The sequence below is a fragment of the Enterococcus sp. SB12 genome, assembly GCF_030910025.2.
Taxonomy (GTDB): domain Bacteria; phylum Bacillota; class Bacilli; order Lactobacillales; family Enterococcaceae; genus Enterococcus_B; species Enterococcus_B faecium.
This window is the reverse complement of record NZ_CP175675.1, coordinates 51873-70573: the sequence shown is the minus strand read 5'-3', so window position 1 is coordinate 70573 and position 18701 is coordinate 51873. Positions and strand designations below refer to the sequence as shown.

Genomic DNA, 18701 nt, shown 5'->3' with positions numbered 1-18701 from the left:
AGGTATAAAAAAACACTTTATGATGAGTGCTTACTCCCCAAGCGATATTCGCTTGAGGAGCAGCGCTGAGCTAGACTCGGAAAAATATCTTCCAACATCATAACACTCTAAAAGAATCATCTATAAAGTGATGTTATTAGTGTGATTTTAGACAAGTTCTAAGACAACCATTGGTGCACCATCACCGCGTCTTGGTTCTGTCTTCAAAATGCGTGTGTATCCGCCTTGACGTTCTGCGTAACGAGGTGCAATATCGTTGAACAGTTTTTGTAAAGCTGATTCAATGACGATGTCCTCATTTTCTTCACGCACGCTGGCAACTTCATTACGTACGAAAGCCGCAGCTTGACGACGTGAATGCAAATCTCCGCGTTTACCTAAAGTGATCATTTTTTCTGCAGTTGAGCGAACTTCTTTCGCACGAGCTTCAGTAGTCACAATACGTTCGTTGATTAATAAATCAGTTGTTAAATCACGCAACATCGCTTTACGTTGGCTAGATGTGCGTCCTAGTTTACGATAACTCACGTTGGTTTCCCTCCTTCGTAAAAGGTTTTAATCTTCTTTACGTAAACCTAAACCTAAGTCGTGCAATTTTGCTTTAACTTCTTCTAATGATTTACGTCCTAAGTTACGGACTTTGATCATTTCAGGCTCAGATTTATTTGTAAGTTCTTGTACAGTATTGATTCCTGCACGTTTCAAACAATTGTAAGAGCGAACAGACAAGTCTAACTCTTCGATCGTCATTTCCAACATTTTTTCTTTTTGTGTTTCTTCTTTTTCGACCATGATTTCAGCATTTTTTGCTTCATCAGTTAAGTTCACAAAAATATCCAAATGTTCAGTCATGATTTTCGCAGACAAACTCATTGCTTCCAACGGTTCAATTGAACCATCTGTCCAAATCTCCATCGTCAATTTATCAAAATCTTCACGGTGTCCAACACGTGTGTTCTCAACTTGATAGTTCACACGACGAACAGGTGTGTAGATTGAATCGACTGGAAGAACGCCAATTGGCATATCTTCTTTTTTATTTTCATCTGCTTGAACATAACCACGTCCAGGTTTCACTGTTAAGCGAGCATGGAACGTAGCTCCTTCAGAGACACTACAGATGTACATATCTTTGTTAAGAATTTCTACATCACTATCAACGATAATATCGCCAGCAGTTACTGTAGCAGGTCCGGTAATATCGATTTCAAGGGTTTTTTCTTCTTGGCCATACATTTTCAGCGCTAAGCCTTTAATGTTCAAGATGATTTGAGTGACGTCTTCTCTAACACCTTTGATGGTAGAGAATTCATGCAGTACACCATCGATTTGAATATTAGTGATGGCAGCACCTGGCAAAGAAGATAATAAAATACGACGTAGGGAATTCCCTAAAGTAGTCCCATACCCTCTTTCAAGAGGTTCAACGATGAACTTGCCATAATCTTTTTCTTCATCAATTTTTGCGATTCTTGGTTTTTCGAACTCAATCATTCTTATCTTTACCCCTTTCAAAACGAAAAGTGTCTTGTTCAATGACGTTACTGATAAAACTCAAAATGAGCGGCACTCATTAAACACGACGGCGTTTTGGAGGGCGGGCACCATTATGAGGAACTGGAGTCACGTCACGAATTGCAGTCACTTCTAAACCTGTAGCTTGTAATGAACGAATTGCTGCTTCACGTCCAGAACCAGGTCCTTTAACTGTTACTTCAACAGTCTTTAATCCGTGTTCCATTGCTGCTTTTGTAGCAGTTTCTGCTGCCATTTGAGCGGCAAAAGGAGTTGATTTTTTGCTTCCTTTGAAACCTAATGAACCAGCTGATGACCACGCTAATGCATTTCCGTGAGTATCAGTGATCATGATGATAGTGTTATTGAATGTAGAATGGATATGTGCAATACCTGCTTCTATATTCTTCTTCACACGGCGTTTACGATTCACTTTTTTTGCTGCCATGAAGTTTTAACCTCCTTCACTTAAGAATTATTTTTTCTTGCCAGCGATAGCGCGAGCTGGGCCTTTACGAGTACGTGCATTGTTTTTCGTGTTTTGTCCACGAACAGGCAATCCACGGCGATGACGGATTCCACGGTAAGAACCGATTTCCATCAAACGTTTGATGTTCAAGTTCACTTCACGACGAAGATCCCCTTCAACTTTTAATTTATCTACTTCTGCACGGATAGCATCTGTTTGTTCATTCGTTAATTCACGAACGCGAACATCTTCAGATACACCAGCATCAGCTAAGATCTTTTTAGCAGTAGTGTTACCAATACCATAGATATAAGTAAGTGAAACTACTACACGTTTATCACGAGGAATATCTACTCCTGCAATACGAGCCATATTTATAGCACCTCCAATTATCCTTGACGTTGTTTATGTTTTGGATTTGCTGGGCAAATCACCATAACGCGTCCTTTACGACGAATTACTTTACAATGTTCGCACATTGGTTTTACTGATGGTCTTACTTTCATGATAATACCTCCTGTAGTTTTACGGAGTACAATTATTTAAAGCGATAAGTAATACGGCCACGGTTAAGATCGTATGGAGACAATTCAACCGTTACTTTGTCACCAGGTAAGATACGGATGTAATGCATACGAATTTTACCTGAAACAGTAGCAAGAACTTGGTGTCCGTTTTCTAGTTCAACTTTAAACATTGCATTCGGCAAAGTTTCGACGACTGTACCTTCGACTTCAATCATATCTTCTTTTGCCACGCACAGTACCTCCTTGTACTTGTTTCGCATTTTCACACGATAAAATGGCGGAAACTGCAGTTCCCACCTCAAAATTCTCAAAATGGATCATCTAGAGGATTCTCTAGAAGTCGGACTGACATATTCTATCATAATTTATTGAACTTGACAAGAGTAACTGCATAATGCAAGTCGGCTACGGGCAATCGTGCTATTTTTCAATGATTTTTTGTACATCTGCAAATACAGCATCGATTTCACGAGCACCATCAATAGTGTTTAGCAAACCTTGTTCTTTATAATAAGCCAAGATTGGTTCACTATTTTTGATGTTGATAGCCAGACGATTTTTAACCGTCTCAGGTTTATCATCTTCTCTTTGATAGAATTCATGCCCACCGCAACGATCACATGTGTCTTCAACTTTTGTAGGGTTGAAAATTTTATGGTAAGTTGCTCCACAATTGCTGCAGATAAATCGGCCGGCTAGACGTTCGACCAAGATTTCTTCACCAACATGGATATCGATGACAGCATCAATTTTTTTATTCAAATCTTTTAGCATTGCGTCCAGAGCTTTTGCTTGATCTAGCGTACGTGGAAAGCCATCTAATAAGAAGCCTTTCTCTGTATCTGGTTCAGCTAGTCGCTCTTTCACGATTCCATTTGTTACTTCATCAGGAACTAATGCACCTTTATCCATATAAGACTTTGCTTCCAGGCCAAGAGCTGTTTCGTTTTGCATTGCTGCGCGGAACATATCTCCTGTTGAGATGTGCGGAATACCATAAGCATCAATGATTTTTTCAGCTTGTGTTCCTTTACCTGCGCCTGGCAGCCCCATTAAAATGAGGTTCATTGTTTTCCCTCCTAATAAATGTGTGAGAACGTGTGTTGAGGGAAAACCTCAACACGCTTTCTTACTCAATGAATCCAACATATTTACGTTTCAGCATTAAGCCTTCTAACTGTTTCGCAGTTTCTAAAGCTACACCGATAACGATCAGTAAGCTTGTACCGCCTAATCCGATTGATTGTGGAAGATCCCAAACCATTTGAGCAATGATTGGAAGCAATGCCACTAAACCAAGGAAGACTGCACCAACTGTACTTAAACGCATCAGTAATCTTGAGACATACTCTTCAGTCCCCTTACCAGGGCGTACGCTTGGTATATAACTTCCTTGCTTTTGCAAGTTTTCCGCTAATTTCTCAGGGTTTACTTGAACAAAGGCGTAGAAGAAAGTGAAGGCAACGATCAGAATCGTATAAATCGTAGCACCAGGTGCTGTATTATAGTTAAAGATCTCCATCATCACTTTGTACCAGTTTTCAGAACCGAATCTACCGCTCAATGCTTGTAAAACAGCATTTGGCGTAGCAATAAACGAACTAGCAAAGATAACTGGAATAACTCCAGCTGCATTTACTTTCAACGGCAGATAGCTGCTTGTAGGCGCGCCAGCTACGCGTTTCGTATATTGGATCGGGATCTTGCGTTCAGCTTGTTGGAAAAATGTTACGAATGTCACGATCAACAAGACCGCTACTAGTAAAATGGCCACAAAAATAGCAGATTTCCATATGTCTGAAGGATCAATATTTATAAAGTAATCTTCATAAATTTCTCTGATACTTTCAGGCAATCTAGAAATGATACCTGCAAAAATGATCATTGATACGCCATTTCCGATACCTTTTTCTGTGATCTGTTCTCCTAGCCAAGTAACAAACATCGTACCGGCTGTTAGAATCAAACCGATCGTTACGTAAGTTGCTACGTTAGGATTATTCACGAAACCTAATTGAGCGTATTGATTGAATCCAGCAGTGATACCGACAGATTGGATAAATGCCAATACTAATGTCAGATATCGAGTCGCTTGATTCAGTTTTTTACGACCAACTTCCCCTTGTTTCGACCATTCAACAAATCGAGGCACGATGTCCATTTGAAGAAGCTGAATGACGATAGAAGCAGTAATGTATGGTGAAACCCCCATTGAGAAAATGGAAAAGTTTTGCATCGCACTACCACTTACCAAGTTCAACATGTTGAAAAATGGCAAAGAAGAAAGGTTTTGCAATGAAGCAGCATTTACGCCTGGTACAGTAATATGTGCACCTAGGCGAAATACAAACAACACAAATACAGTAAATAGGATTTTCGATCTAATGTCTTTTACTTTAAAAGCATCTTTTAATAGTCTAAACATTAGATCACCTCGATTGATCCACCAGCCGCTTCAATTGCTTCTTGAGCTGCTTTAGAGAATTTTGCTGCTTTCACAGTTAATTTCTTGTTTAGTTCCCCATTAGCTAATACTTTGATTCCAGCTTTTTCGTTTTTCACGATTCCAGCTTCAACTAAAGCAACAGGAGTTACTTCAGCTCCGTCTTCAAAGCGGTTCAATACATCAAGATTAATGACTGCATAGTCTTTACGGTTCACGTTTGTGAATCCTCGTTTTGGTAAACGACGGAACAATGGTGTTTGTCCCCCTTCAAATCCTAAACGCACACCGCCGCCTGAACGAGCTTTTTGTCCTTTTTGTCCGCGTCCGGCAGTTTTTCCGTTACCAGATGAAGTACCACGACCAACACGGTTACGTACTTGGCGTGAACCTTCAGCAGGTTTTAATTCATGAAGTTTCATAGGTTTGGCACCTCCTTAATGTTCTAGTTATGATTTTTCTAAATTAAATTTCTTCAACGTCCACTAGGTGAGAAACAGTATTGATCATGCCTTTAATTGCTTCATTAGAAGGCTTAACCACTGAACTGTTAATCTTTGTAAGACCTAACGCTTTAACTGTATCGCGTTGGTTTTGAGGACGTCCGATAATACTGCGTTTTAAAGTAACTTTTAATTCAGCCATTATTGTTGTCCTCCTTATCCGATTAATTCTTCAACTGATTTGCCGCGAAGTTCTGCAACTTCTTCTGCACGTTTCAATTGTTTCAAACCTTCAACTGTTGCGCGAACAACGTTGATTGGTGTATTTGAGCCTAAAGATTTAGAAGTGATATCTGCTACCCCAGCTAATTCTAATACGGCACGAACTGGTCCACCAGCAGCAACCCCAGAACCTTCTACAGCAGGTTTCATTAGGATTCTACCACCACTAAAAGCACCGATTACTTCGTGTGGGATTGTTGAACCAACCATAGGTACTTCAACTAAGTTTTTCTTCGCATCTTCAATTGCTTTACGGATTGCTTCAGGAACTTCTTGAGCTTTACCTGTACCAAATCCTACGTGTCCGTTTTTGTCACCGACAACAACTAAAGCAGCAAAACGTAGACGACGTCCACCTTTAACAACTTTTGTTACACGGTTAATTGCAACAACGCGGTCTTCTAATTCCAAATGTTTTGGATCGATATAAACCATGAATGGTATTCCTCCTTCTTCTAAAATTCTAGTCCATTTTCGCGAGCAGCTTCAGCTAAAGCTTGCACACGGCCATGGTAAAGGTATCCACCACGGTCAAAGACTACTACTTTAATGCCTTTTTCAGCTGCACGTTCAGCAACTAGTTTACCGACAGCTTGTGCTGCTTCTGTTTTTGTTCCACCTGAAATTTCTTTATCCAAGGTAGAGGCACTTGCTAGCGTTACACCCGCTACGTCATCAATAATTTGAGCGTAGATGTTTTTGTTAGAACGAAAAACGTTCAAGCGTGGGCGCTCAGCAGTACCAGAGATATTGTTACGTACACGACGATGTCTCTTTTGACGTGTTTTGTTCTTATCTGGTTTTGTAATCACAATTGTCACCTCTTTATTTTTATTGTACTACTATTTCAAGCAGTAAATACGTTTCGAAAAATAGAAGCTGCGGCACAAGTAAAAATATATTTTTTTGAAGGTAAACTTCAGCCAAATGCCTTTTTCCTGCTGCTGGCTTCTATGCAATTTTTCTAAACGATTATTTACCAGTTTTACCTTCTTTACGGCGTACATATTCGCCAACATAACGAATACCTTTACCTTTATAAGGTTCTGGAGGACGAGTTCCACGAATGTTTGCAGCTAATTCGCCAACTTCTTCTTTGTTCGCACCTTTAACAATTACTTGTGTGTTAGCTGGTACTTCAACAGTTACTCCAGCTGGTGGTGTGATTTCTACTGGATGTGAGTAACCAACGTTCAATACAAGTTTTGATCCTTGTAATTGTGCACGGTACCCAACCCCGATTAGTTCTAACGCTTTTTGGAAACCTTCGCTGACACCTACAACCATGTTGTTGAAGTTCGCACGAGTTGTTCCATGAATTGTTTTCATTTCTTTACTGTCGTTTGGACGAGTGAAAGTTACTTCGTTTCCTTCGATATTCATTTTGATATCTGCTGAAAAAGTACGAGTCAATTCACCTTTTGGTCCTTTAACTGTAACGTTGTTTCCGTCTTGAGTAACTGTTACTCCTTCAGGGATAACAACGACTTTATTTCCGATACGGCTCACTTAAAGACACCTCCTTGTAGATTCTACTTGATTACCATACGTAAGCGATAACTTCGCCGCCGATATTTTTTTCACGAGCTTCTTTATCAGTGACAACACCTTCAGAAGTCGAAATGATTGCGATACCTAAACCGTTCAATACTTTTGGTACTTCGTCAGCTTTGACATAAGCACGCAAACCTGGTTTAGAGATACGTTTTAAGTTTGTGATAACACGTTCGCCGTTTTTACCAAATTTTAGGAAAACACGGATCACGCCTTGTTTGTCATCTTCGATGTATTCAACATCACGAACGAAACCTTCACGTTTCAAGATTTCAGCGATGTCACGTTTAATTTTTGATGCAGGTACTTCTAAAGACTCATGTTTAACCATGTTTGCGTTACGGATACGAGTTAGAAAATCTGCAATTGGATCTGTCATGACCATTGATCTTTTACCTCCTTCTTATGCGAATTTACTTTTTACCAGCTAGCTTTCTTCACGCCGGGAATTTGACCTTTATAGGCAAGTTCGCGGAAGCAAATACGGCAAAGATGGAACTTACGATAAACTGAATGTGGACGTCCGCAACGTTCGCAACGAGTATAAGCTTGTGTTGAAAATTTTGCAGGACGTTTGTTTTTAGCAATCATTGATTTTTTAGCCACGTAGTTCGCCTCCTTTAATTATTTTTGGAATGGCATGCCTAATTGTGTCAACAACTCACGAGATTCTTCATCAGAGTTTGCTGTTGTTACAATAACGATGTCCATACCACGTACTTTATCTACTAAATCATAATCTACTTCTGGGAAGATCAATTGTTCTTTAATACCTAAAGTATAGTTTCCACGACCGTCAAAGGCTTTTTTACTTACACCATGGAAGTCACGTACACGTGGTAGTGAAACAGAAACCAATTTGTCTAAGAATTCGTACATTCTTTCTCCGCGCAATGTAACTTTTGCACCAATTGGCATTCCTTCACGTAAACGGAATCCAGCGATTGATTTTTTAGCTTTTGTAATCATTGGTTTTTGACCAGTGATCAAAGTTAATTCTTCAACTGCTTTATCTAAGTTTTTAGCGTTTGATACCGCATCACCAACACCCATGTTGATGACGATTTTTTCAACTTTAGGTGTTTGCATAACAGAGCTATAGTTAAATTTTTCCATCAATGATGGAGTTACTTCTTTAAGATATTTTTCTTTTAGGCGGTTCATTCAGTAAGACCCTCCTTCCTTAAACTTTTATTTATCTAAAACTTCACCGGTTTTTTTAGAAACACGGACTTTTTTGCCGTCTACTTCTTTGTAGCCAACTCGGCCAGCTACACCAGTAGAGTCAACCACCATCACGTTAGAAACATGAATTGGCGCTTCCATCTCAACAATTCCACCTTGAGGAGCAGCTTGAGAAGGTTTTTGGTGTTTTTTAACGACATTTACACCTTCGACAATAACTTTATCTTTTTTCGGGAACGCTGCTAGTACAACGCCTTCTTTGTTTTTGTCTTTTCCAGTGATAACTTTAACTTTATCGCCTTTTTTAACAAACATAACTGTTTCGCACCTCCTTTGATAAGTGTCTCAAGATTATAAAACTTCTGGTGCTAGTGAAACGATCTTCATGAAGTTGTTTTCACGTAGTTCACGTGCAACTGGCCCAAAGATACGTGTTCCACGAGGGCTTTTATCATCACGAATAATCACTGCAGCATTTTCATCAAATTTAATATATGAACCGTCTGTACGACGAGCTCCTGATTTTGTTCGAACGATAACGGCTTTAACGACGTCACCTTTTTTGACAACCCCACCTGGCGTTGCTTGTTTAACCGTAGCAACGATCACATCACCGATGTTAGCAGTTTTACGACCAGATCCACCAAGGACTTTGATCGTCAAAATTTCACGTGCGCCTGAGTTATCAGCGACTTTTAAACGACTTTCTGCTTGGATCACGTTGTGTATCCTCCTTTCAGATTTTGCATTCAATCTATATAGGAAAATCTCGTGTTATTAGATAATAACTGCTTCTTCGACTACTTCCAACAAACGGAAACGTTTTGTAGCTGATAATGGACGAGTTTCCATAATTCTCACGATGTCGCCAACTTTTGCTGTGTTGTTTTCATCATGCACTTTGTATTTCTTAGAATAGTTCATGCGTTTGCCATAGATAGGGTGGTTTTTCTTTGTTTCGACAGCAACGGTAATTGTTTTATCCATTTTGTCTGAAACCACGCGACCTTGATAAACTTTGCGTTGATTTCTTCCTTCAGTCATACGCTTAATGGCCTCCTTCCATAATTACTTAGCTTGTTCACGCAACACAGTTTTGATGCGTGCAATCGATTTACGTACTTCTTTAATACGTGCAGTGTTTTCTAATTGACCTGTTGCTAATTGGAATCTAAGATTAAACAATTCTTCTTTTAATTGTTTTTCTTGATCAAGCATTTCGGCAGTGGTTAATTCTCTGATTTCTTTAACCTTCATTCGATTCACCACCCATTTCCTCACGTTTTACGATCTTAGTTTTCATTGGTAATTTGTGAGAAGCTAGACGTAACGCTTCACGAGCTACTTCTTCAGGAACGCCTGCGATTTCAAACATGATTTTACCACGTTTTACTGGTGCAACCCATCCTTCAGGTGCCCCTTTACCAGAACCCATACGTACCCCAATTGCTTTGGCAGTATAAGATTTGTGAGGGAAAATTTTAATCCATACTTTCCCACCACGTTTCATGTAACGAGTCATTGCGATACGAGCAGCTTCGATTTGGCGGTTTGTGATCCAATGTGAATCAACAGCTTGCAAACCGTATTCACCGAATGCTACTTCTTTTCCGCCTTTAGCTTCCCCGCGCATTTTTCCGCGGAATTCACGACGGTGTTTTACACGTTTAGGTACTAACATGATTATTTCCCTCCTTTCTCAGTGTTTTTTTTAGTTGGAAGAATTTCTCCACGATAGATCCACACTTTAACTCCTAGTTTTCCGTATGTTGTATCTGCTTCTTCCCATGCGTAATCAATGTCCGCACGTAAAGTATGAAGAGGAACAGTTCCTTCTGAGTATCCTTCTGAACGAGCGATATCTGCTCCGTTTAGACGACCAGATACTTGAGTTTTGATCCCTTGAGCGCCAGCACGCATTGAGCGTTGGATGGCTTGTTTTTGAGCGCGACGGAAAGCAACACGGTTTTCTAATTGACGTGCGATTCCTTCACCTACTAATTTTGCATCTAGATCTGGTTTTTTGATTTCCACGATATTGATATGGATTCTTTTACCAGTTAATTTGTTTAATTCTTTTCTTAGGCTTTCGACTTCAGAACCGCCTTTACCAATAACCATACCTGGTTTAGCTGTGTGAATTGAAATGTTTACGCGACCTGTTGCGCGTTCAATTTCAACTGTTGATACAGCAGCATCAGCAAGTTTAGTTGAAATAAATTTACGGATTCTTAAATCTTCGTGTAAGAACTCAGCATACTCTTTTTCAGCATACCATTTAGCATCCCAGTCGCGGATGATGCCTACACGCATTCCAATTGGATGTACTTTTTGACCCACTGATTATCCCTCCTTATTTTTCTGATACGACTACCGTGATATGACTTGTACGTTTGTTGATTGGAGAAGCTGATCCTTTTGCACGAGGACGGAAACGTTTCATTGTAGGTCCTTCGTTAACAAAAGCTTCGGTTACTACCAAGTTTTCAACATCTAAGTCAAAGTTATTTTCTGCATTCGCAACTGCTGACATCAATACTTTTTCAATGATTCCAGCAGATTTGTTTGGTGTGAATTTCAAGATTGAAATTGCATCTGCGACACTTTTACCTCTGATAAGGTCAATTACTAAACGGGCTTTTCGAGGTGAAGTGCGAACTGTTTTTGCAGTTGCTTTAGCTGATGTGATTTGTTCTGCCATTTGGATTTATCCTCCCCTCAAATTAGCGTTTCGTTTTCTTATCGTCAGCAGCATGTCCACGATAAGTTCTTGTAGGTGCAAATTCACCTAATTTGTGTCCTACCATGTCTTCTTGGATGTAAACTGGTACATGTTTACGTCCATCATAAACTGCGATGGTATATCCAACAAAACTTGGGAAAACTGTTGAACGACGTGACCAAGTTTTGATAACTTTTTTCTTTTCAACCCCTGCTTGAGCTTCAACTTTTTTCATTAAATGCTCATCGACAAAAGGTCCTTTCTTTAAACTACGACCCATGGTGAACCTCCTCTCAAAATGTGCGACACATGGTCAAAGTAATTATTTATTTTTGCGACGACGAACAATAAGTTTGTCTGATTTAGCTTTTTTGTTACGAGTTTTGTAACCAAGAGCTGGTTGACCCCAAGGAGAAACTGGTGCTTTACGTCCGATAGGAGCTTTACCTTCACCACCACCGTGTGGGTGATCATTAGGGTTCATTACGCTACCACGTACAGTTGGGCGTTTACGCATCCAACGAGAGCGTCCAGCTTTACCGATGTTGATTAATTCGTGTTGTTCGTTACCTACAGAACCGATTGTTGCGCGGCATGCAGCTAAGATCATACGAACTTCACCAGAGTTCAAGCGGATCAATACGTATTTGCCTTCTTTACCAAGTACTTGAGCACTTGTACCAGCAGAACGGATCAATTGTCCACCTTTACCAGGTTTCATTTCAATGTTGTGGATAACAGTACCAACTGGAATGTTTTCTAATGGAAGAGCATTTCCGACTTTGATATCTGCTTCTGGACCTGAAACAAGTTTCATACCCACTTCTAGTCCTTTAGGTGCTAAGATGTAAGCTTTCACTCCATCTTCATAGTGTACTAACGCGATGTTAGCTGAACGGTTTGGATCATATTCGATCGTTTGAACAGTTGCAACAACGTTGTCTTTGTTACGTTTGAAGTCGATCACGCGATATTGGCGTTTGTGTCCGCCACCTTGATGACGTACAGTGATGCGGCCGTTGTTGTTACGTCCAGCATGGTTTTTCAATGGTTGTAACAATGATTTTTCAGGTGTTGATGTTGTGATTTCAGCAAAATCAGAACCTGTCATGTTACGACGACCATTTGAGGTAGGTTTGTACTTTTTAATCGCCACGTTTTTCCCTCCTAATTTAATGAGTTATCTATTAGTGCTTATTCAGCAGCTTCGAATAATTGGATTTCTTTTGAATCTTCAGTCAATGTAACGATCGCTTTGCGACGTTTTTTTGTATATCCTGCATATTTGCCCATACGTTTGAATTTCGCACGTACGTTCACGATGTTCACGTTTTTGACTTTAACGTCAAAAGCAGCTTCTACCGCTTGTTTTACTAAAGTTTTGTTTGCGCGAGTGTCCACTTCAAAAGTGTATTTCTTGTCATCCATGGCAAGCATTGATTTTTCAGTGATCACTGGGCGTTTGATTACGTCTAGTAAGTTCATTATGCAAGCACCTCCTCAATTTGAGTAAGAGCAGTTTGTGTTGCTAACACTTTTGTATTTGATACAACGTCTAGCACACTCACATTATCAGAAGTTACTACAGAAACGTTTGGTAAGTTACGTGCTGATAAAGCAGCAAAGTCGTTACCTTTTTCTAGAACAACCAATACTTTAGAGTCGATAGATAAGTTAGCAAGAACTTGTTTGAATTCTTTTGTTTTTGGTGCGTCGAAGTTCAAGCCTTCGATTGCTACCAAGTTGTTTTCAGCAACTTTTTCTGACAATACAGATTTCATTGCTAAACGACGAACTTTTTTAGGAAGTTTGTAGCTGTAAGAACGTGGTGTTGGTCCAAAGACTACGCCACCTCCACGCCATTGTGGTGAGCGGATAGATCCTTGACGTGCACGACCTGTTCCTTTTTGACGCCATGGTTTACGTCCGCCGCCGCGAACAGCGCTACGGTTTTTAACCGCGTGTGTTCCTTGTCTTAATGACGCACGTTGCATTACGATTGCATCGTAAACAACACTTTCATTAGGTTCAATTCCGAAGATTTCTTCGTTAAGTGTGATTTCACCGTTTTGGCTTCCATCTTGTTTGAATAATGCTACATTCGGCATTCCTTAGTTCCTCCTTTCTTCCTACAATTATTTAGCTTTCACAGCTGATTTGATAGTGATTAAAGATTTTTTAGCTCCAGGAACATTACCTTTGATCAAGATAACATTTCTTTCTGCATCGACACGTACAACTTCCAAGTTTTGGATAGTTACGCGGTTGCCACCCATACGGCCAGCAAGACGTTTGTTTTTAAATACACGGTTAGGTGCAACTGGACCCATTGACCCAGGACGACGATGGTAACGAGAACCGTGAGCCATTGGTCCGCGGCTTTGTCCGTGGCGTTTGATAACCCCTTGGAATCCTTTACCTTTCGTAGTACCTGTTACATCAATAATGTCTCCTGCTTGGAAAACATCTACTGTAATTTCTTTTCCTACTTCATATTCTCCTAGCTCAACATTTTTGAATTCACGAATGAAGCGCTTAGGAGCCGTGTTTGCTTTTGCAACATGACCTTTCGCAGGTTTGTTTGATAAAACTTCACGCATATCTTGGTAACCAACTTGAATAGCTTCGTAGCCATCCGTTTCCATTGTTTTCACTTGTAGTACTACGTTTGGAGTAGCTTCTACAACAGTTACTGGAATTAATTCACCAGATTCAGTGAAGATTTGTGTCATTCCCACTTTTTTCCCTAAGATTCCTTTGGTCATGAGTACACCTCCATTATTTTTGTTTTAGTTTTATAATTTGATTTCGATGTTTACACCAGATGGTAAGTCTAGCTTCATCAAAGCATCAACAGTTTTTGGTGTTGGGTTCACAATGTCGATAAGACGTTTGTGTGTACGCATTTCGAATTGTTCGCGTGAATCTTTGTATTTATGAGTCGCACGGATGATTGTGTAAAGACTGCGTTCAGTTGGTAATGGAATTGGACCAGACACGCTAGCTCCAGTTCTTTTTGCAGTTTCCACGATTTTATCCGCTGATTGATCTAAAATACGGTGTTCATACGCTTTTAAACGGATACGAATTTTTTGTTTTGCCATCTTGTTCCCTCCTTCGCCTATTTTGAAAAGTAGACATAGCTCCACGAAAATTTCCGTCACGCTCGTTCGTGGCAAAGCGTCCGGGCGTGTCGCAACCTCTCGTTTCTTAGCCGACGAAATCATTCTGATTACGTCTGTGCAATTCACTAAAGTAAACGCACCTTTGTCATTATAATATATATAAACTCACAAAGCAAGGCTTTTTCTTGTAAAAAACATTTTGTTTTCATAAAGTTTCATTTAGAAAATACTGACTCTTTTATTTCGTGTTTCTTCTATTATAATGCTCCTGTCTTTTTCCCTGATCCTGCAATAAATAAAAAAGCTCGGAACAAAGATCCTGAGACCTTCGTTCCGAGCGTTTACGTCCGAATAAATGTTGCTTTACTTTAAAACTTAAGTGAATTAAGCTTTGATTTCTGTAACGACACCGGCACCAACTGTACGTCCGCCTTCACGGATTGAGAATTTAGTACCGTTTTCGATAGCGATTGGGTGGATTAATTCAACTTCCATTGTTACGTTGTCGCCAGGCATAACCATTTCAGTTCCTTCTGGTAATTCAACAACACCTGTTACGTCAGTTGTACGGAAGTAGAATTGTGGACGGTAGTTAGTGAAGAATGGAGTATGACGTCCACCTTCTTCTTTTGTCAACACGTATACTTCTGCAGAGAATTTTGTATGAGGTGTGATTGTACCTGGTTTAGCTAAAACTTGTCCACGTTGGATGTCTTCACGTGCAACACCACGTAGTAAAGCACCAATGTTGTCTCCAGCTTCAGCGTAGTCTAACAATTTACGGAACATTTCAACACCAGTAACTGTTGTTTTTGAAGTTTCTTCAGCAATACCAACAACTTCAACTTCGTCACCAACGCGAACTTGTCCACGTTCAACACGACCTGTAGCAACAGTACCACGTCCAGTAATTGAGAACACGTCTTCAACTGGCATCATGAATGGTTTGTCGTTGTCACGTTCTGGAGTTGGGATGTATTCGTCAACTGCAGCCATTAATTCAAGAATTTTTTCTTCGTATGAAGCGTCGCCTTCTAGAGCTTTCAAAGCTGATCCAGCAACTACAGGAACATCGTCACCAGGGAATTCGTATTCTGTTAATAGGTCACGAACTTCCATTTCAACTAATTCTAGTAATTCTTCGTCATCAACCATGTCTACTTTGTTCAAGAATACAACGATGTAAGGAACACCAACTTGACGAGACAATAGGATGTGTTCACGAGTTTGAGGCATTGGGCCGTCAGCAGCAGAAACTACCAAGATAGCTCCGTCCATTTGAGCAGCACCAGTGATCATGTTTTTAACGTAGTCCGCGTGTCCTGGGCAGTCAACGTGAGCGTAGTGGCGTGTATCTGTTTCATACTCAACGTGAGCTGTTGAGATTGTGATTCCGCGTTCGCGTTCTTCTGGAGCACCATCGATTTGATCGTAAGCCATAGCTTGGCCGCCGTTTTTCTTAGATAGTACAGTTGTGATTGCAGCTGTTAATGTAGTTTTACCATGGTCAACGTGTCCGATAGTACCAATGTTAACGTGTGGTTTAGAACGGTCAAATTTTTCTTTTGCCATTTTAAAATGTCCTCCTAAAAATACAATATATTTTTTATTTGTCTGATAGGTATATGATGTACACAAGGTACACCACATGCCCATATCATCGATAATTATTTTACACGAAACTATATTAAAAATATAGTCTCTTTGGATAATCTCTTTGCAGGACTATCCGGTTTTAAGAAATTATTCAGCTTTTCCGCCGTTTTTCTTAATGATTTCTTCTTGTACTGATTTTGGTACATCTTCGTAGTGGTCAAATGTCATTGTAAATGTACCACGACCTTGAGTAGCAGAACGAAGAGTTGTAGCATAACCAAACATTTCAGCAAGTGGAACCATCGCACGAACAACTTGTTGGCCGCCAGCGCGAGCTTCCATACCTTCAACACGTCCACGACGAGCAGTTACGTGGCCCATAACATCACCTAAGTAATCTTCAGGGATAACAACTTCTACAGCCATGATTGGTTCAAGGATTACTGGATTAGCTTTCTTAGCTGCTGCACGTAATGCCATAGAAGCAGCAACACGGAAGGCAGTTTCATTTGAATCGACATCATGGTATGAACCATCGTAAAGTTTAGCTTTGATATCTACTAATGGATAGCCAGCTAAGACACCATTTTCCATTGCATCTTTCAAACCAGTTTCAACAGCTGGAATGTATTCACGAGGAACAACCCCACCGACGATCGCATTTTCAAATTCGAAACCAGCACCTTCTTCGTTTGGTGTAAATTCGATCCATACGTGACCGTATTGACCTTTACCACCAGACTGACGTACAAACTTACCTTCGGCTTGAGTGCCAGCACGGAAAGTTTCACGGTAAGATACTTGAGGCGCACCTACGTTAGCTTCAACTTTGAATTCACGACGCATACGGTCAACGATGATATCTAAGTGAAGTTCACCCATACCAGCGATGATTGTTTCGCCTGTTTCCACGTTTGTTTCAGCACGGAAAGTAGGATCTTCTTCAGATAGTTTTTGTAAAGCCACACCCATTTTATCTTGGTCAGCTTTTGATTTAGGTTCAATAGCGACTTGGATAACTGGTTCTGGGAATTCCATTGATTCAAGAATAACTAGATTCTTTTCATCACATAGTGTGTCCCCAGTAGTTGTGTCTTTCAAACCAACAGCAGCAGCGATATCTCCAGCGTAAACTTCAGAGATTTCTGAACGAGAGTTGGCATGCATCTGTAAGATACGACCAACACGTTCGCGTTTGCCTTTTGTTGCGTTTTGTACGTATGAACCTGATTTTAAAACACCAGAGTACACACGGAAGAAAGTTAAACGACCTACGAATGGGTCAGTCATAACTTTAAATGCTAAAGCTGAGAAAGGAGCGCTGTCGTCTGCAGGACGTTCTACTTCTTCATCAGTTTTAGGGTCAATCCCTTTGATAGCTGGGATATCTAACGGTGATGGCAAGTAATCAAGAACAGCGTCCAATAGTAATTGAACCCCTTTGTTCTTAAATGCTGAACCACATAGTACTGGGTAGAATTCTACGTTAACTGTTGCGCGGCGGATACCTTCTTTTAACTCAGCTTCAGTGATTTCTTCACCTTCTAAGTATTTCAAAGTAAGTTCTTCATCAGTTTCAGCTACAGCTTCAACCAATTTTTCGCGCCATTCTTCAGCTAATTCGCGGTATTCTTCAGGAATTTCTGTTTCTTCGATCTCTGTTCCAAGATCGTTTGTATACATTTCAGCCTTCATTGTTACAAGGTCGATAATTCCTGTGAAGTCGTCTTCCGCACCAATTGGTAATTGGATTGGGTGAGCGTTTGCTTGCAAACGGTCATGTAAAGTTGATACTGAATATAAGAAGTCAGCACCGATCTTGTCCATTTTGTTTGCAAATACGATACGAGGTACACCGTAAGTTGTTGCTTGACGCCAAACTGTTTCAGTTTGAGGTTCAACACCTGATTGTGCATCAAGAACAGTTACAGCACCATCAAGTACACGCAATGAACGTTCAACTTCAACTGTGAAGTCTACGTGTCCTGGTGTGTCGATGATGTTGATTCGATGACCCTTCCATTGTGCTGTAGTAGCAGCAGAAGTGATCGTAATACCACGTTCTTGTTCTTGTTCCATCCAGTCCATTTGTGAAGCTCCTTCATGAGTTTCACCAATTTTATGGATTTTACCAGTATAGTACAAGATACGTTCAGTAGCAGTCGTTTTACCAGCATCGATGTGGGCCATGATACCGATATTACGAGTGTTTTGTAAAGAAAATTCTCTGGTCATTCTCCTTGTTTCTCCTCTCTTTACTATCTAGTTGCTAAAAATAAGGACACTATCTGAGGTCGACTTATAAAAGCCGACCAAACAGAGAGAATCTTACCAGCGATAGTGAGCAAACGCACGGTTGGCATCAGCCATTTTATGAGTGTCTTCACGTTTTTTAACAGAAGCACCTGTGTTGTTTGCAGCATCCATGATTTCTTTTGCTAAGCGTTCTTCCATTGTGTGTTCACCGCGCAAGCGAGCGTAGTTTACTACCCAACGAAGACCTAGAGTAACGCGGCGTTCAGGGCGAACTTCAACTGGTACTTGGTAGTTTGAACCCCCAACACGACGTGCTTTAACTTCAAGAACAGGTTGAACGTTTTTCATTGCTTGTTCAAACACTTCTAATGGATCGTTACCTGTAGATTCTTTGATCAAATCAAAGGCATTATAGATAATGTTAGCTGCAATCCCGCGTTTTCCGTCAACCATTACACGGTTGATCAAGCGAGTTACTAATTTTGAGTTATAAATAGGATCTGGTAAAACATCACGTTTTGCAACAGGACCTTTACGTGGCATCCGTAACTCCTCCTTCCGAAATATTGTTCATAGTAATCACT

The 18701-nt window shown here is 40.3% G+C and carries 32 protein-coding genes; all 32 read right to left on the bottom strand.

The genetic code is table 11. From position 1 onward, the window contains the following. Nucleotides 1-147: 147 nt before the first annotated feature. The 32 genes from rplQ to rpsG all read right to left on the bottom strand — a co-directional run bounded on the left by rplQ (nucleotide 148) and on the right by rpsG (nucleotide 18660). Nucleotides 148-528, bottom strand: a complete 381-nt coding sequence (gene rplQ, locus RBL01_RS00395; RefSeq protein WP_038811050.1) for a 50S ribosomal protein L17 — start codon at nucleotides 526-528, stop codon at nucleotides 148-150. A gap of 27 nt (nucleotides 529-555) precedes the next feature. Further along, entirely contained in the window at nucleotides 556-1494 is a 939-nt protein-coding gene (locus RBL01_RS00390; protein ID WP_002288715.1) for a DNA-directed RNA polymerase subunit alpha, read from the bottom strand. Nucleotides 1495-1573: 79 nt separating this feature from the next. Then, nucleotides 1574-1963 carry a 30S ribosomal protein S11 gene (rpsK, locus tag RBL01_RS00385; RefSeq protein WP_002288714.1) on the bottom strand — a complete coding sequence of 130 codons (390 nt, stop codon included), beginning with the start codon at nucleotides 1961-1963 and terminating at the stop codon, nucleotides 1574-1576. Nucleotides 1964-1990: 27 nt separating this feature from the next. Continuing rightward, nucleotides 1991-2356: a 30S ribosomal protein S13 gene (rpsM, locus tag RBL01_RS00380; RefSeq protein ID WP_002288713.1), complete on the bottom strand. Its 366-nt coding sequence runs from the start codon at nucleotides 2354-2356 to the stop codon at nucleotides 1991-1993. A 17-nt stretch (nucleotides 2357-2373) separates the two neighbouring features. Continuing rightward, the gene (gene rpmJ, locus RBL01_RS00375; protein WP_002288710.1) at nucleotides 2374-2490 is read right to left on the bottom strand and encodes a 50S ribosomal protein L36; all 117 of its coding nucleotides are present in this window, start codon (nucleotides 2488-2490) and stop codon (nucleotides 2374-2376) included. A gap of 32 nt (nucleotides 2491-2522) precedes the next feature. Beyond that, on the bottom strand, nucleotides 2523-2741 hold the full coding sequence (gene infA, locus RBL01_RS00370; RefSeq protein ID WP_002288695.1) for a translation initiation factor IF-1: 219 nt from the start codon (nucleotides 2739-2741) through the stop codon (nucleotides 2523-2525). A 190-nt stretch (nucleotides 2742-2931) separates the two neighbouring features. After that, a complete protein-coding gene (locus RBL01_RS00365; RefSeq protein ID WP_002288690.1) occupies nucleotides 2932-3579 on the bottom strand; it encodes an adenylate kinase in 648 nt (215 codons plus the stop codon). A gap of 61 nt (nucleotides 3580-3640) precedes the next feature. Beyond that, nucleotides 3641-4936, bottom strand: coding sequence for a preprotein translocase subunit SecY (gene secY / locus RBL01_RS00360; RefSeq protein WP_002288688.1), 1296 nt, complete (start codon nucleotides 4934-4936; stop codon nucleotides 3641-3643). Further along, nucleotides 4936-5376: a 50S ribosomal protein L15 gene (rplO, locus tag RBL01_RS00355; protein ID WP_002288687.1), complete on the bottom strand. Its 441-nt coding sequence runs from the start codon at nucleotides 5374-5376 to the stop codon at nucleotides 4936-4938. Before rplO ends, secY begins: the two co-directional genes overlap by 1 nt. A gap of 43 nt (nucleotides 5377-5419) precedes the next feature. Beyond that, nucleotides 5420-5599: a 50S ribosomal protein L30 gene (gene rpmD / locus RBL01_RS00350; protein WP_002288686.1), complete on the bottom strand. Its 180-nt coding sequence runs from the start codon at nucleotides 5597-5599 to the stop codon at nucleotides 5420-5422. 14 nt (nucleotides 5600-5613) lie between these two features. Then, entirely contained in the window at nucleotides 5614-6114 is a 501-nt protein-coding gene (rpsE, locus tag RBL01_RS00345; RefSeq protein ID WP_002288681.1) for a 30S ribosomal protein S5, read from the bottom strand. A gap of 20 nt (nucleotides 6115-6134) precedes the next feature. Then, nucleotides 6135-6491 carry a 50S ribosomal protein L18 gene (gene rplR / locus RBL01_RS00340; RefSeq protein WP_002288679.1) on the bottom strand — a complete coding sequence of 119 codons (357 nt, stop codon included), beginning with the start codon at nucleotides 6489-6491 and terminating at the stop codon, nucleotides 6135-6137. 160 nt (nucleotides 6492-6651) lie between these two features. Then, nucleotides 6652-7188, bottom strand: a complete 537-nt coding sequence (gene rplF, locus RBL01_RS00335) for a 50S ribosomal protein L6 (protein ID WP_002288677.1) — start codon at nucleotides 7186-7188, stop codon at nucleotides 6652-6654. A gap of 31 nt (nucleotides 7189-7219) precedes the next feature. Next, complete coding sequence (gene rpsH / locus RBL01_RS00330; protein ID WP_002288675.1) at nucleotides 7220-7618, bottom strand: 30S ribosomal protein S8; 399 nt, start codon at nucleotides 7616-7618, stop codon at nucleotides 7220-7222. A gap of 35 nt (nucleotides 7619-7653) precedes the next feature. After that, nucleotides 7654-7839, bottom strand: coding sequence for a type Z 30S ribosomal protein S14 (locus RBL01_RS00325; RefSeq protein WP_002288673.1), 186 nt, complete (start codon nucleotides 7837-7839; stop codon nucleotides 7654-7656). An 18-nt stretch (nucleotides 7840-7857) separates the two neighbouring features. Further along, complete coding sequence (gene rplE / locus RBL01_RS00320; protein WP_002288671.1) at nucleotides 7858-8397, bottom strand: 50S ribosomal protein L5; 540 nt, start codon at nucleotides 8395-8397, stop codon at nucleotides 7858-7860. Nucleotides 8398-8424: 27 nt separating this feature from the next. Continuing rightward, nucleotides 8425-8733: a 50S ribosomal protein L24 gene (gene rplX / locus RBL01_RS00315; RefSeq protein ID WP_002288670.1), complete on the bottom strand. Its 309-nt coding sequence runs from the start codon at nucleotides 8731-8733 to the stop codon at nucleotides 8425-8427. A 36-nt stretch (nucleotides 8734-8769) separates the two neighbouring features. Beyond that, complete coding sequence (gene rplN, locus RBL01_RS00310) at nucleotides 8770-9138, bottom strand: 50S ribosomal protein L14 (protein WP_002288669.1); 369 nt, start codon at nucleotides 9136-9138, stop codon at nucleotides 8770-8772. A gap of 57 nt (nucleotides 9139-9195) precedes the next feature. After that, nucleotides 9196-9462 carry a 30S ribosomal protein S17 gene (gene rpsQ / locus RBL01_RS00305; RefSeq protein WP_002288668.1) on the bottom strand — a complete coding sequence of 89 codons (267 nt, stop codon included), beginning with the start codon at nucleotides 9460-9462 and terminating at the stop codon, nucleotides 9196-9198. Nucleotides 9463-9486: 24 nt separating this feature from the next. Next, entirely contained in the window at nucleotides 9487-9675 is a 189-nt protein-coding gene (gene rpmC, locus RBL01_RS00300) for a 50S ribosomal protein L29 (protein WP_002288664.1), read from the bottom strand. Then, on the bottom strand, nucleotides 9665-10099 hold the full coding sequence (gene rplP / locus RBL01_RS00295) for a 50S ribosomal protein L16 (protein ID WP_002288661.1): 435 nt from the start codon (nucleotides 10097-10099) through the stop codon (nucleotides 9665-9667). Before rplP ends, rpmC begins: the two co-directional genes overlap by 11 nt. Before the next feature lie 2 nt (nucleotides 10100-10101). Further along, entirely contained in the window at nucleotides 10102-10758 is a 657-nt protein-coding gene (gene rpsC / locus RBL01_RS00290) for a 30S ribosomal protein S3 (RefSeq protein WP_002288659.1), read from the bottom strand. Nucleotides 10759-10771: 13 nt separating this feature from the next. Beyond that, nucleotides 10772-11119, bottom strand: coding sequence for a 50S ribosomal protein L22 (rplV, locus tag RBL01_RS00285; protein ID WP_002290452.1), 348 nt, complete (start codon nucleotides 11117-11119; stop codon nucleotides 10772-10774). Between the two features lie 22 nt (nucleotides 11120-11141). Continuing rightward, nucleotides 11142-11420, bottom strand: coding sequence for a 30S ribosomal protein S19 (gene rpsS, locus RBL01_RS00280; RefSeq protein ID WP_002288655.1), 279 nt, complete (start codon nucleotides 11418-11420; stop codon nucleotides 11142-11144). 42 nt (nucleotides 11421-11462) lie between these two features. After that, nucleotides 11463-12296, bottom strand: a complete 834-nt coding sequence (gene rplB / locus RBL01_RS00275) for a 50S ribosomal protein L2 (RefSeq protein ID WP_002290451.1) — start codon at nucleotides 12294-12296, stop codon at nucleotides 11463-11465. 38 nt (nucleotides 12297-12334) lie between these two features. Beyond that, on the bottom strand, nucleotides 12335-12625 hold the full coding sequence (gene rplW / locus RBL01_RS00270) for a 50S ribosomal protein L23 (protein ID WP_002290449.1): 291 nt from the start codon (nucleotides 12623-12625) through the stop codon (nucleotides 12335-12337). Next, nucleotides 12625-13248 (bottom strand): 50S ribosomal protein L4, encoded by a 624-nt coding sequence (gene rplD, locus RBL01_RS00265; protein ID WP_002290446.1) that lies wholly within the window; start codon nucleotides 13246-13248, stop codon nucleotides 12625-12627. The genes rplW and rplD overlap by 1 nt, the downstream gene beginning before the upstream one ends. Before the next feature lie 27 nt (nucleotides 13249-13275). Further along, nucleotides 13276-13905 carry a 50S ribosomal protein L3 gene (gene rplC, locus RBL01_RS00260; protein ID WP_002290445.1) on the bottom strand — a complete coding sequence of 210 codons (630 nt, stop codon included), beginning with the start codon at nucleotides 13903-13905 and terminating at the stop codon, nucleotides 13276-13278. Nucleotides 13906-13935: 30 nt separating this feature from the next. After that, nucleotides 13936-14244 carry a 30S ribosomal protein S10 gene (gene rpsJ, locus RBL01_RS00255; protein WP_002290443.1) on the bottom strand — a complete coding sequence of 103 codons (309 nt, stop codon included), beginning with the start codon at nucleotides 14242-14244 and terminating at the stop codon, nucleotides 13936-13938. Between the two features lie 405 nt (nucleotides 14245-14649). Next, a complete protein-coding gene (gene tuf / locus RBL01_RS00250) occupies nucleotides 14650-15837 on the bottom strand; it encodes an elongation factor Tu (RefSeq protein WP_002290442.1) in 1188 nt (395 codons plus the stop codon). A gap of 171 nt (nucleotides 15838-16008) precedes the next feature. After that, nucleotides 16009-18096, bottom strand: a complete 2088-nt coding sequence (gene fusA / locus RBL01_RS00245) for an elongation factor G (RefSeq protein WP_002309841.1) — start codon at nucleotides 18094-18096, stop codon at nucleotides 16009-16011. Nucleotides 18097-18189: 93 nt separating this feature from the next. Beyond that, complete coding sequence (gene rpsG / locus RBL01_RS00240; protein ID WP_002290440.1) at nucleotides 18190-18660, bottom strand: 30S ribosomal protein S7; 471 nt, start codon at nucleotides 18658-18660, stop codon at nucleotides 18190-18192. Nucleotides 18661-18701: the final 41 nt, after the last annotated feature.

Excerpts from the sequence above, each read along its gene's own strand:
- RBL01_RS00390 (WP_002288715.1), bottom strand. The coding sequence starts at position 1,494 with ATGATTGAGTTCGAAAAACCAAGAATCGCAAAAATTGATGAAGAAAAA.
- rpsK (WP_002288714.1), bottom strand. The coding sequence starts at position 1,963 with ATGGCAGCAAAAAAAGTGAATCGTAAACGCCGTGTGAAGAAGAATATA.
- rpsM (WP_002288713.1), bottom strand. The coding sequence starts at position 2,356 with ATGGCTCGTATTGCAGGAGTAGATATTCCTCGTGATAAACGTGTAGTA.
- rpmJ (WP_002288710.1), bottom strand. The coding sequence starts at position 2,490 with ATGAAAGTAAGACCATCAGTAAAACCAATGTGCGAACATTGTAAAGTA.
- RBL01_RS00365 (WP_002288690.1), bottom strand. The coding sequence starts at position 3,579 with ATGAACCTCATTTTAATGGGGCTGCCAGGCGCAGGTAAAGGAACACAA.
- secY (WP_002288688.1), bottom strand. The coding sequence starts at position 4,936 with ATGTTTAGACTATTAAAAGATGCTTTTAAAGTAAAAGACATTAGATCG.
- rplO (WP_002288687.1), bottom strand. The coding sequence starts at position 5,376 with ATGAAACTTCATGAATTAAAACCTGCTGAAGGTTCACGCCAAGTACGT.
- rpmD (WP_002288686.1), bottom strand. The coding sequence starts at position 5,599 with ATGGCTGAATTAAAAGTTACTTTAAAACGCAGTATTATCGGACGTCCT.
- rpsE (WP_002288681.1), bottom strand. The coding sequence starts at position 6,114 with ATGGTTTATATCGATCCAAAACATTTGGAATTAGAAGACCGCGTTGTT.
- rpsH (WP_002288675.1), bottom strand. The coding sequence starts at position 7,618 with ATGGTCATGACAGATCCAATTGCAGATTTTCTAACTCGTATCCGTAAC.
- rplE (WP_002288671.1), bottom strand. The coding sequence starts at position 8,397 with ATGAACCGCCTAAAAGAAAAATATCTTAAAGAAGTAACTCCATCATTG.
- rplX (WP_002288670.1), bottom strand. The coding sequence starts at position 8,733 with ATGTTTGTTAAAAAAGGCGATAAAGTTAAAGTTATCACTGGAAAAGAC.
- rpsQ (WP_002288668.1), bottom strand. The coding sequence starts at position 9,462 with ATGACTGAAGGAAGAAATCAACGCAAAGTTTATCAAGGTCGCGTGGTT.
- rpmC (WP_002288664.1), bottom strand. The coding sequence starts at position 9,675 with ATGAAGGTTAAAGAAATCAGAGAATTAACCACTGCCGAAATGCTTGAT.
- rplP (WP_002288661.1), bottom strand. The coding sequence starts at position 10,099 with ATGTTAGTACCTAAACGTGTAAAACACCGTCGTGAATTCCGCGGAAAA.
- rplV (WP_002290452.1), bottom strand. The coding sequence starts at position 11,119 with ATGGCAGAACAAATCACATCAGCTAAAGCAACTGCAAAAACAGTTCGC.
- rpsS (WP_002288655.1), bottom strand. The coding sequence starts at position 11,420 with ATGGGTCGTAGTTTAAAGAAAGGACCTTTTGTCGATGAGCATTTAATG.
- rplW (WP_002290449.1), bottom strand. The coding sequence starts at position 12,625 with ATGAACTTACTAGACGTAATCAAACGCCCAGTGATCACTGAAAAATCA.
- rplD (WP_002290446.1), bottom strand. The coding sequence starts at position 13,248 with ATGCCGAATGTAGCATTATTCAAACAAGATGGAAGCCAAAACGGTGAA.
- rplC (WP_002290445.1), bottom strand. The coding sequence starts at position 13,905 with ATGACCAAAGGAATCTTAGGGAAAAAAGTGGGAATGACACAAATCTTC.
- rpsJ (WP_002290443.1), bottom strand. The coding sequence starts at position 14,244 with ATGGCAAAACAAAAAATTCGTATCCGTTTAAAAGCGTATGAACACCGT.
- tuf (WP_002290442.1), bottom strand. The coding sequence starts at position 15,837 with ATGGCAAAAGAAAAATTTGACCGTTCTAAACCACACGTTAACATTGGT.
- fusA (WP_002309841.1), bottom strand. The coding sequence starts at position 18,096 with ATGACCAGAGAATTTTCTTTACAAAACACTCGTAATATCGGTATCATG.
- rpsG (WP_002290440.1), bottom strand. The coding sequence starts at position 18,660 with ATGCCACGTAAAGGTCCTGTTGCAAAACGTGATGTTTTACCAGATCCT.